Source organism: Flavobacterium sp., from assembly GCF_031363805.1.
Classification (GTDB): domain Bacteria; phylum Bacteroidota; class Bacteroidia; order Flavobacteriales; family Flavobacteriaceae; genus Flavobacterium.
In genome coordinates this window covers 1-11682 of sequence record NZ_JANLVD010000235.1, presented here as the reverse complement: position 1 = coordinate 11682, position 11682 = coordinate 1, and the positions used below count along the sequence as shown (strand labels likewise).

Sequence of the window (11682 nt, the reverse complement as noted above, 5' to 3'; positions counted from 1 at the left end):
AATTGGGGTTTTAGGCAATTCGCCGCGGCGAATGGTTTTGTTTCGCCGCGGCGAATCGGTCTTTAATTTATACATTTGGCTAACCAAATCCCCAACTGACGCCAAGCCACGAGACGTTGTGCGATATAATTTTTCAACATTCTGCTAAAAGAAATATTAAAAGAAATATCTAAAAAGTTTGCGATTTGTTAACTTTTGAGATAACTTTGTAAAATGAGTAGAGGAATAAAATTTCACGAAAACCATTTTATGGAATTTTACCAAAAGCAAGATGAAAAGGTAAAAGAAAAAATAAAGTATGTTTTAGAACTTATCAAACAAGTTGAAAAAGTTCCTGAAAAATTTTTGAAACATTTGACTGGAACTGATGGACTTTATGAAATAAGAATTGAATATCAGTCGAATATTTACAGAATATTCTGTTGCTTTGATAAAGGAAATTTGGTCATTCTATTCAACGGATTTCAGAAAAAAACGCAAAAAACACCAAATAATGAATTGGAAAAAGCGGAGAAATTAAAAAATGAATATTTTGAAAACAAAAAATTAGAATTATGAAAAATTATAATAACATAAATAGTTTTGATCAACTTGTAGAAGTTGAACACGGAAAAATTGGAACTGAAAGCAGAAATACATATGAAGAAAACTCACAAATGTTTATCATAAGTGAAATGCTAAAAGACGCAAGAAAAGAAGCAAAAATAACTCAAGAACAGTTAGCCGAAAAAACCGGAACCAAAAAAAGTTACATTTCAAGAATTGAAAACGGAAAAGGAAATATTCAACTTTCGACTTTAATCAGACTCTTTGAGTTGGGATTAAACAAAAGAATTGGATTAACATTTTTGTAAATATTATTACATCGCACAACAAGGCGGTTTGGCGCAATTGGGGTTTTAGGCACCCGAGCCTGAAAGAGCGAACAGACGAAGTAAACTTTAAAGTTGGTTTTGTACTTGGAAGTTGTTTTTTAATTGGAAGTCTAGACTTATATCGACAAATTTAGCTCATCAAATTCCCATTAGCTATCAGAAGATAAATTATGTAAGCTTATTATAAAATTATTAGCTACATAAATATAATATCAAACCTGCAATTTCGAAAGCGCTTCCAAAACATAACTGTGCATGACTTCTTTATAATCCAAATGGGTTACAATACGCAATTTTCCATGACCCATGGAACTTATGGCTATGTTTTTGTCTTTCAACTTTGTCATAATTACTTTTTCGTCCAAATAAGCCTGAACCGAAAAAATTAAAATATTGGTTTCCACTGGCTCAACTGTTGCTATCCAAGGCAATTTTTGCAAAACATCTCCAATTTCTTTGGCCCTGCGGTGGTCTTCTTTTAATCTGTCCATATTATGGTCTAGCGCATAAATTCCTGCGGCAGCCAAATAGCCCGCTTGGCGCATTCCGCCACCAAAAATTTTACGAATTCGCAATGCTTTGTGTATGGTTTTTGAATCTGAAATCAACACTGAACCAATGGGTGCACCCAATCCTTTTGATAAACAAACAGAAATGGTATCAAAAAGTTCTCCAAATTGTGTGGGTAGTTGTTTTTTGGCTACCAATGCATTCCACAATCTAGCACCATCCAAATGGTATTTTAAATTATGTTGCAAACAAACTTGCTTAATTTCTTTCAATGGTTGCATATCGTAACAGGCACCGCCACCCTTGTTTGTTGTATTTTCAATACTGACTAAACTAGTAAGTGGCGCATGATAAAATTCTGGGTCATTTATGGCGTTTTTAACCAAATCTGCTGTTATCATACCTCTATTACCATCAACAAGATTGCAGGAAACACCACTGTTGAATGATGCTCCGCCTCCTTCATAATGATAAATATGCGACCATTTATCGCAAATTATTTGCTCTCCTGGATTGGTATGCAATTTTATTGCCGTTTGGTTTGCCATGGTTCCCGAAGGAAAAAACAAGGCCGATTCCATGCCAAATAAATTAGCCATTTTCTCCTCCAAGGCGTTAACCGTTGGATCTTGTTTGTAAACATCGTCTCCTACTCTAGCGCTAAACATGGCTTGTAGCATTTCTTGACTTGGCTTGGTAACTGTGTCACTCACTAAATTTATTTCCATATATTGAATAAAATACTTAAATTTGCGTTCTAATATTTAAAATATTGTTGCTTAACTAGCCCTGATAGCAATGGAAATCCTTTTGCTACTGTGATGCTGAGCATGCCGAAGCATAAAAAGCAAAAGATTGAAATGAATAGCAGGAATAGCTTCAAAAATAATTACAAAAATAAACAATTTTATGACAAATACCGAACAAATAAAAGGTATTGTGGAGCGTCTTGGTGCGTTGAGGAGGTATCTTTGACATTGATGCGAAACTTATTGAAATAGCGAACGAAGAAGAGAAAACTTTTGCGCCAGATTTTTGGAACAAGGCAAAAGAAGCTGAATTACTGGTCAAAAATCTCCGATCAAAGAAAAAATGGGTCGAAGATTATGAAAAAGCAATTAATTTAAGCGACGAATTGCAACTGGCTTATGAATTCTATAAAGAAGGAGAATTTTCGGGCGAGGAACTTGATGCATTGTTTGAAGCTACAAACCTGCATATTGAAAATATCGAATTCAAAAATATGCTTTCGGACGAAGGCGATTCTTTGAGTGCTGTTTTGCAAATAACGGCGGGCGCCGGCGGAACCGAAAGCTGCGATTGGGCTTCTATGCTGATGCGAATGTATATGATGTGGGGCGAGAAAAATGGTTATAAATTTAAAGAACTAAACTATCAAGAAGGCGATGCTGCAGGAATTAAAACCGTAACACTCGAAATTGAAGGTGATTATTCTTTTGGGTATTTGAAAGGTGAAAATGGAGTACACCGATTGGTGCGTATTTCTCCTTTTGATAGCAATGCAAAACGACATACTTCATTTGCCTCAGTTTATGTGTATCCGCTTGTGGATGACACCATTGAAATTGAAATAAATCCTGCCGACATTGAAATTACAACGGCAAGATCTAGTGGCGCAGGAGGTCAAAATGTGAATAAAGTAGAAACGAAAGTACAATTGGTTCACAAACCGAGTGGAATTCAAATTCAATGTTCTGAAACTAGATCGCAACATGATAACAGGAATCGAGCCATGCAAATGCTACGATCGCAATTGTATGAAATTGAATTGAAGAAAAAACTAGCACAGCGAGCAGATATTGAAGCTGGAAAAATGAAAATTGAATGGGGTTCGCAAATAAGAAATTATGTTATGCAACCTTATAAATTGGTTAAAGATGTCCGAACTGGCTATGAAACAAGCGATGTGGATGGCGTGATGAATGGAGATATAGATGCTTTTTTGAAAGCCTTTTTAATGATGATGGGACAAAAGGAAGACTGATTAAATTAAATTGTATTACTAAAATAAAGCGCTCAAGTTATGAATAATTATATAACAAGATTTTACGATGAAGAAATTTGGAAGGAAGTGGAACTCAAATCGCCTTTTAAAGAAAGATACGAACTTTTTATTTCAAACTACGGAAACGTTAAAAAAAACAATCTTATAAAAGGGAATACCACTATTGTAAAACAACCTTTGACTGAAGGTTATCCATCGGTTAATTTGACAATTATTTTACCTATTAGCGAGGAAGACAAAGCTTATTTTGAAGCCATAAGAGAAAATATCAAGGTTTTAAAACTTGACATTTCATCCATGGAAAAATTGGCAATCATATCCGAGAAACCAGACCCCGTTTTGTTTCAAAAAATTATAGAAAATGATAAATTGTTGAAAACAATTAAAACAAATTATACCAAAAACTATAAAAAAAGAGAACAAAAAAGAAAACGCTTCTACGGCAGTTTAACACACAGGTTGGTGGCACAATACTTTTTACCGAAGCCAGAAGATGATAAGAATCTTGTGGCACATTTAGATTATGATAAATTAAACAACCATCATTCAAACCTAAAATGGATGACTAGAGAAGAAAATACTATTCATCAGAGAAATAGCCCTTATGTAATCAAATCCAAGGCAAGTGTTTTTGAAAAGCCTACAAGACGAACCAATACAAAACTCACCGTTAATCAAGTAATGATACTAAAAAAACGCTTGAATGAACAAACTCCTTTAAGCACACTCGCAAAACGATACAAAGTTTCAGAAACACAATTATTACGTATAAAAAGAGGTGAAAATTGGGGGAAGGTTCCTGCTGCATTATAAAAACTTTAAGCACATTTAGAATATTTTAGAATTTTCATGAAATATGTGAAATTAATTTTTAAATATTTATCAAAAGCCATTCAATAACTTATTATTGAGTGGCTTTTGTGTATTTTGACGTATTATTTATACTTTTAAACGGTAAAAATAAAAAAAAGTTAAAACTTTAACATCTGCATATAAACCCATTATCTACAATACCTGACGAGTGTCAAATTATAAAACAATCGATGAAAAGCTATTTTTTAACGATGAAATGCAAAATAAATTTGGTTGGTAACATTTTTTACACAATATTTGCAGTGTTGAAATTGATAAACCATTAAAAACCAAACCGATGATTAAAAAATTTTTACCTCTTTTATTGTTATCTTTTATGTCTTTTGCGTCAATAGCAAAAAACACAAATTACGCTTCAAATTCAAGCAAGAGCAATTTATCTGAAAAAATTGAAATCATTTATAAATCTTTAAATGCCAATAACTTTGCATTACCAGAAATTAATTGTTTCAAAAAAGCAATGGATGGTTTTTTTAATTTAAAAGAGAAAGGATTAATAAGCAAAGATATTTTGACTGTTATCGACTTTAGTTTGTCATCCACCAAAAAAAGATTATGGGTAATAGATTTGTCTACAAATACTATCTTATATAATACACTGGTATCTCACGGAATGAAATCCGGCTTGGAATATGCAGATAGTTTTTCAAACAGTCAAAGTTCAAATAAAAGCAGCTTAGGGTTTTATGCCACTGGCGAAACTTACAATGGAAAACATGGTTTGTCGTTAAAACTTGATGGATTGGAAAAAGGTATCAATAGCAATGCAAGATCTAGAGCCGTTGTTATGCATGGCGCTGGATATGCAAATCCATCAATCATAAAATCACAAGGTTATTTAGGAAGAAGCCAAGGTTGTCCAGCTATACCAGAAGCTTTAAAAGCTGAAATTATAAAAGTTATTAAAAATAAATCTTGTTTATTTATATACCATCCAACAAAAACTTACGAAATAGCTTCGAAGTTAATGTCTTAAAAATATTTAAAATCCCCTACTCTAACCTACTACAATGCAAAAGAGACTGTCGAAAAACAGTCTTTTTTTTTATATATCCTAGTTAGTTATTGTTGCATTTTGAAATAATAATCTGCAGAATGTTTTCCGCTACCGTAAAAAAGAAAAAATATACAAATTAATAATAGTAATACCGATAAAATTAGGTTACCAACATTCATTTGACCAATGAAATTAATTGAAAATGCACCTAATAAAATAGGTATTTGAGCAGCAATTGCCCAACGTGTTAATAATCCAAAAACTATCATTATGCCACCAACCATGTGCGCTGCAACAATGTAATGTATAAAAATCATTCCACCACCAAAGTTTTTTATTGGTGCAATTAATTCTGTGTAATACAAAGTATTGGTTATAAATGAAACGCCTTTGCTAAACAAAAAAACACCTACAACTACTCTCAAAATATCTAGCCACTGATACGTATGTGCATTGGCCCACTTATTCAAACTTTTAACTGTTTCCATATTTATTTAGTTTAAAATTACAAACTAAATTACAAAATATTTAAACACAAATGATTTGAAATCAATATTTTATAAAAAACTGATCGGTTAAAACTTTAATGTCTTTAATGTCTTTTACTTTTTCAGGAATTTTCGCCCATGAATTGGTTGGATTTAATCTTACTTTTTTTCCTTTAATCATGGCATCAACTGGCATTTGAAAATTTTGTTCGTCTGTCTTCCATTGGCATTCCATGTCTTTTTTATTTTTTCTGAATTGCAATTCTGGAATGTTTGTATATTTGAGGTATTGATTAAAAACTGGCACCAAATTAACTCCAGATTCTTTACTAAAAAAGTCGGCAACCGTTTCAGTATCAATAATTTTATAACGATAGGTTTCAGAATATCTCAAGAGCATTTTCCACCATTTATCATTATCGTTAACAATATGGCGAATCGTGTTTAAAAGCAAAGCACCTTTTGGATACATATCGCCAGAACCTTCCTGATTTACTCCAAATTTTCCAATAATAGGTTTGTCATTTCTCACATTATTTGCCAAACCCGTACCGTATAACATGGCCTGATCATAGCCTTTTTCACATTCTATATAAACCAGTTCTGAATATTGTGTAAAACCTTCATGAATCCACATATCTGCAATGTCTTTGCTTGTAATGCTGTTTCCAAACCATTCATGTCCACTTTCGTGAATGATTATATAATCGAAAAAATCTCCAGCTCCAGTTCTTGATAAATCTCGACCCAAATATCCTTTTTTATAATGATTTCCGTAAGCAACTGCACTTTGGTGTTCCATTCCTAAATAAGAGGTTTCTACCAATTTATAACCATCGTCGGTAAATGGATATTTTCCAAATTTAGACTGAAAACAATCCATCATCGGTTTCACTTCTTCAAATTGAATTCTGGCTTTGGCTTCGTTTTCACGAAGTACATAATAATTTAAATCTAAACCTTTGTATGTTTCGCCAAAATGGACATAATCGCCAATATTTATGGTAATATTATAAGTATTAATAGGATTTTTGACTTCCCAATCCCAGCGAGTATAACCATTTTTAAGATCTTCAGAACCTAAAAGTCTTCCGTTGGAAACATTTATCAAACCGTTTGGAACCGCCACTTTTATACTGGCTCCAAAATCTGGTTCATCTGTTTGAGAGTCTTTTACAGGATACCATAAACTGGCACCAGTTCCTTGAACCGCAACGCCAATCCATGGTTTTCCATTGCTGTCTTTATTGAAAACAAAACCACCATCCCACGGAGCGCGTTTCGCAATAATAGGATTTCCTGAATAGTAAAACCGAAGTTTATTTTCTGATTTTAAATATAAATAATATGGAAAATCAATGAAAACAGCATTAAATTCTCTTTTATAGGTTAGTTTTTTATTTTGAAAAATAATACTATCAACTTTCATATTTTCGAATAAATCCAACTGAATTTTATTTACTTTTTTTGAACTGACAAGAAATGTAATGTCATTATAACCCACAATCGATTTATCTTCTGGATTTATTTTGATATTCAAATCATAGCGTTGCACATCGAAGCAAACTCTTTCAGGTTGCAAACCACCATGAAGTGAATCTTTTCTAGTGAATGTTTCTTGTGCAGTAAGTAAATTTGTAATTAAAAAAAAGATGAGTATTTTTTTCATGATTTTATGGTTAAAATGAATTGGTATTTTAAAAACTGAATGTTGCAAATTTATGAGTTATATTTATTTATAAAGAAACTGAAATTTAAATTTATACAAACAATTATAAGAATTAAAATTAGTAAATTCGAAAAAATAAATGTGTGAAATTTAGGTGACTATTAAATATTTATTGAAATCATAATTTCTCATAAATATTTGGTATTGGTGCTTTTTCTATTGTAAAGTACTAAATAATCCCGAGCCTACGAGTTATTGAAGGCAATTGTTATAGATTAAAATAACTAAAAAATATTTAGAATTTGAAATTCTATTCTGATTGAGAGTATTTATAGCATAAAATTTATTTTATTAAGTTAGTATATCCAATTTTTATTGTGCTGTCAAATTGAAGCGCTTGTGCAGATGAAAGAAATAAAGTGTTCTATTGTAGAATCTTCAACAAGCTCAGAACGAAAATCCTGTAAAACAATGTAGATTTTTAGAAAGCCAATAAACTTTTAAAGAAGCTCCTGAATTATCTCCAAAACTATATTATACTGTTCTTTTCTAGACAGGTTTGAATTGTCAATTTCTATGGCATCTTCTGCCTTTTTGAGTGGCGAATCAAGTCTGTTGGTATCTATAAAATCTCGATCTTGGACGTTTTTTAATACTTCTTCAAAAGTTACTTCATCGCCTTTGGATTGTAGTTCATCGAAACGGCGTTGGGCTCTTGTTTGCGCGCTGGCTGTCATGAATATTTTGAGTTCTGCATTTGGAAAAACTACGGTTCCTATATCTCGCCCATCCATGACAATGCCTTTGTTTTTTCCCATTTCTTGTTGTTGCTCGACCAATTTTTCCCGAACTTCTGAAATGGTTGCCACTTGACTCACGTAGCTTGACACTTGGATGGTTCTGATTTGTTTTTCTATATTGTCGCCATTTAGAAACATTTCTGCAAAACCGAAATCTTTATTGAATTGAAATTCTAAATTGATGTTTGGCAAATTTTCGATTAAAGCCTTTTGATCAAAGAAATCCTGCTTTATAAATTTGTTCTCCAACGCAAAAAGGGTAACTGCTCGATACATGGCTCCAGTGTCTACAAAAATATAACCCAAATGTTTGGCTAGTTCTTTGGCTAATGTGCTTTTCCCAGTAGAGGAATATCCGTCGATGGCAATGGTTATTTTTTTCAATTTTGAATGTTTAATAAAAACGTAAATATAAGTATTTTAGCTCTGATGGCAGTGGAAATCCTGTCATTGCGAGGAACGAAGCAATCTTATGATTGGATTGCTTCGTTCCTCGCAATGACAGATTGAAACGTACAGCAGGAATAATGCTCCTTAAAACTAGAATGTTGTGCTCCAAAAAACTACAAGTTAATCATAAGTCCAAACAAACTAGTATTTGCTGCCAGCGTGTATCTTGAATAGGAATAATCGAATCTGAATTTTGTAAAACGGATGCCGAAACCTGCCGAAATTCCAGAAAATGTTCTTTGCTCAATGATTTTAAGTTCCGAGGCTCTTCTGAAATTATAGCTCAACCTAATATTAAATGCTCTTTTAGGGAAAATTTCTGCTCCAAAAATAACGTGACGGAAGGCGTTTCCTAAAAAGGTAACTTTTTCTGGAATAGGATCACCGTCGATAGTTTGGGTTGCTCTGGCTGGATTTTCGAACGAAACATTCCATTTTTGCAAATTCTCTAACGTAAGATGCCATCTAACTGGTACATTTGCCAATTCTTGAGATACTCCAGCTACAATTTCAAAAGGTAATTTCTCGCGAGTACCGGCATAAGTTGATATTTGCGTTCCGAAATTTCTTAAAACTAGTGCGTAGTTTACATTGCTTTTTTCATTGATATAAATGGCTCCCAAATCTGTCGCTATTCCGAAAGAGTTGTAAGTTTCTAGACTTGATGATATGAGTTTTGCATTTCCGCCAACATATAATTTTGTTTTTGGAATATTGTATGAATATCCTAAAGAAATTGCAATCTCGCTGCCAGAAAACTCGTTTGTGGCGGTTCCGTTTTCATCGCGACCATCAAATTTTCCGTAATTAATATAGGTAATTCCGGCATGAAAGGTTTGTATGTGTCGGTCGTAAGTGTAAGCGTAAGCAGCGGTTCCGTAAGAGACATCGCCAAAGTAGTTCCCATAATTAAGTGCCAACTTCCCGTCCATTTCTACATTTATAGATGCTGGATTGAAAAGTGGTTGGTTGACATCGTAATCAAAATTGGTGATTGTTTTTCCGCCCAATGCCGCTTGTCTGGGCGATGATATTAAATTTAAAAATTGATAAACACCATTACCACCAATTTGAGCAAAAATGGTATTTACAAAGAGAATTAAAGTTAGAAAAATTAATTTTTTATACATTTAATGTTGGCGTTTTACAAATATATAACGCAGAAGCGAAGATATTATTTTTTACAAAAAAACGACTAATATTTAGCCGTTTTTAAATTATTTATTTTATTCTAAAAATAATGTTATAAAATTTTGGCATTTTTTACATTTTCTTTAGTAATGGCAATAGCTAAAACTTCGTGCATATCCTTTACATAATGAAAAGTTAAACCAGTCAAATATTCTGCTTTTATTTCGTCAATATCGCTTTTATTTTCTTGACAAAGAATAATTTCTTTAATATTGGCACGTTTTGCAGCCAGAATTTTTTCTTTAATTCCGCCCACAGGCAATACTTTTCCACGCAAAGTAATTTCACCAGTCATGGCAATATTTTTCTTGATTTTCTTTTGTGTAAGCACAGAAACCAAAGAAGTCAACATGGCAATACCTGCACTCGGTCCATCTTTTGGAGTGGCGCCTTCTGGAACGTGCAGGTGAATATTGTATTTGCCAAGCATTTCAGAATTTAATCCTAAAAGTGCAGCATTTGCTTTGATGTATTCCAATGCAATCGTAGCCGATTCTTTCATGACTGTTCCCAAATTTCCGGTAATAGTCATGGTTCCTTTTCCTGGTGAAACTAACGATTCTATAAACAAAATATCGCCACCAACAGAAGTCCAAGCCAATCCAGTAACCACTCCAGCAACATCATTGTTTTCAGATTTGTCTCTTTCCATTCTTGGAACGCCTAGAATTTTAACGATGTCGGCATCGCTTACTTTTATATTGTAATCTTCTTCCATAGCAACAGATTTGGCTGCATTTCGGATAACTTGTGCAATTTTATTTTCCAACCCCCGCACACCCGACTCGCGAGTGTAACCTTCGACTATTTTTTCTAATTGCTTTTTACCAATAATTACATGTTTTGAGGTCAAACCGTGTTCTGCCAACTGTTTTGGTAACAAATGTTGCTTGGCAATTTCGACTTTTTCTTCAATAGTATAGCCCGACATTTTAATAACTTCCATTCGGTCTTTCAACGCAGGCTGAATGGTTGCCATATTATTTGAGGTCGCAATAAACATGACTTTCGACAAATCGTAACCCATTTCTAGGAAGTTATCGTAAAATTCTTTATTTTGTTCTGGATCCAAAACTTCCAATAATGCCGATGATGGATCTCCTTGATTGCTGCTGGATAGTTTATCGATTTCGTCCAAAACAAAAACTGGATTTGATGTTCCTGCTTTTTTCAAACTCTGAATAATACGTCCCGGCATTGCACCAATATATGTCTTTCTGTGACCGCGTATTTCGGCTTCATCACGCAATCCACCCAGAGAAATACGAACATATTCCCGACCCAATGCTTCTGCAACAGATTTTCCAATAGATGTTTTTCCAACTCCCGGAGGTCCAGTTAAGCAAAGAATTGGCGATTTCATATCGTTTCTCAATTTAAGAACCGCCAAATGTTCAATGATTCTTTTCTTCACATCATCGAGACCAAAATGATCTCTGTCTAATATTTTTTCAGCCTTTTTTAAATCAAACTTATCTTTAGAATAATGACCCCAAGGTAAATCAAGAAACAATTCTAAATAATTTCTTTGAATACCAAAATCGGGCGAATTTGGATTTGATCGTTGCATTTTCGACAATTCCTTGTCGAAATGTTTTTGTGTTTTTTCGTCCCAAACTTTTGTTTTCGATTTGGTACGCATTTCTTCGATTTCTTCTTCGTGTGAAACGCCACCCAGTTCTTCCTGAATGGTTTTCATTTGCTGTTGTAAGAAATATTCGCGGTGTTGCTGGTCCAAATCAAAACGAACTTTGGACTGAATATCGTTTTTGAGTTCCAATTTTTGAAACTCGACATTCATGT

General features: G+C 33.4%; 11 protein-coding genes. 5 read left to right on the top strand and 6 right to left on the bottom strand.

The features are described 5' to 3' along the window. Positions 1-213 precede the first annotated feature (213 nt). Together RMN92_RS12335 and RMN92_RS12330 are read left to right on the top strand one after the other, a co-directional pair. Positions 214-558: a type II toxin-antitoxin system RelE/ParE family toxin gene (locus RMN92_RS12335; RefSeq protein WP_309609743.1), complete on the top strand. Its 345-nt coding sequence runs from the start codon at positions 214-216 to the stop codon at positions 556-558. Continuing rightward, a complete protein-coding gene (locus RMN92_RS12330; protein WP_309609742.1) occupies positions 555-854 on the top strand; it encodes a helix-turn-helix transcriptional regulator in 300 nt (99 codons plus the stop codon). Before RMN92_RS12335 ends, RMN92_RS12330 begins: the two co-directional genes overlap by 4 nt. Before the next feature lie 233 nt (positions 855-1087). On the opposite strand, the gene RMN92_RS12325 is transcribed toward RMN92_RS12330, so the two are convergent. Further along, complete coding sequence (locus RMN92_RS12325) at positions 1088-2113, bottom strand: GntG family PLP-dependent aldolase (RefSeq protein WP_309609741.1); 1026 nt, start codon at positions 2111-2113, stop codon at positions 1088-1090. Positions 2114-2294: 181 nt separating this feature from the next. Between RMN92_RS12325 and prfB the strand changes: the two genes are divergently transcribed. The 3 genes from prfB (at position 2295) to RMN92_RS12310 (ending at position 5260) form a co-directional block, all read left to right on the top strand. Continuing rightward, positions 2295-3390 (top strand): peptide chain release factor 2 gene (prfB, locus tag RMN92_RS12320; protein ID WP_309609740.1). Its coding sequence is split into 2 segments (ribosomal slippage): positions 2295-2357 and positions 2359-3390, totalling 1095 coding nucleotides; the frame shifts between segments, so codons are not numbered across the junction. A 39-nt stretch (positions 3391-3429) separates the two neighbouring features. Continuing rightward, positions 3430-4224, top strand: a complete 795-nt coding sequence (locus tag RMN92_RS12315; RefSeq protein WP_309609739.1) for an HNH endonuclease — start codon at positions 3430-3432, stop codon at positions 4222-4224. Positions 4225-4561: 337 nt separating this feature from the next. After that, positions 4562-5260 (top strand): murein L,D-transpeptidase catalytic domain family protein, encoded by a 699-nt coding sequence (locus RMN92_RS12310; RefSeq protein WP_309609738.1) that lies wholly within the window; start codon positions 4562-4564, stop codon positions 5258-5260. Between the two features lie 86 nt (positions 5261-5346). Here the strand turns inward: RMN92_RS12310 and RMN92_RS12305 are convergent, their stop codons facing one another. The 5 genes from RMN92_RS12305 to lon all read right to left on the bottom strand — a co-directional run. Beyond that, positions 5347-5769, bottom strand: a complete 423-nt coding sequence (locus RMN92_RS12305; RefSeq protein WP_309609737.1) for a DoxX family protein — start codon at positions 5767-5769, stop codon at positions 5347-5349. Between the two features lie 61 nt (positions 5770-5830). Continuing rightward, complete coding sequence (locus tag RMN92_RS12300; RefSeq protein WP_309609736.1) at positions 5831-7438, bottom strand: M1 family metallopeptidase; 1608 nt, start codon at positions 7436-7438, stop codon at positions 5831-5833. Positions 7439-7938: 500 nt separating this feature from the next. Then, entirely contained in the window at positions 7939-8622 is a 684-nt protein-coding gene (gene cmk / locus RMN92_RS12295; protein WP_309609735.1) for a (d)CMP kinase, read from the bottom strand. 179 nt (positions 8623-8801) lie between these two features. Beyond that, positions 8802-9818: a type IX secretion system protein PorQ gene (porQ, locus tag RMN92_RS12290; protein ID WP_309609734.1), complete on the bottom strand. Its 1017-nt coding sequence runs from the start codon at positions 9816-9818 to the stop codon at positions 8802-8804. Between the two features lie 113 nt (positions 9819-9931). Then, a partial coding sequence (lon, locus tag RMN92_RS12285; RefSeq protein ID WP_309609733.1) for an endopeptidase La occupies positions 9932-11682 on the bottom strand: 1751 nt, incomplete at its 5' end.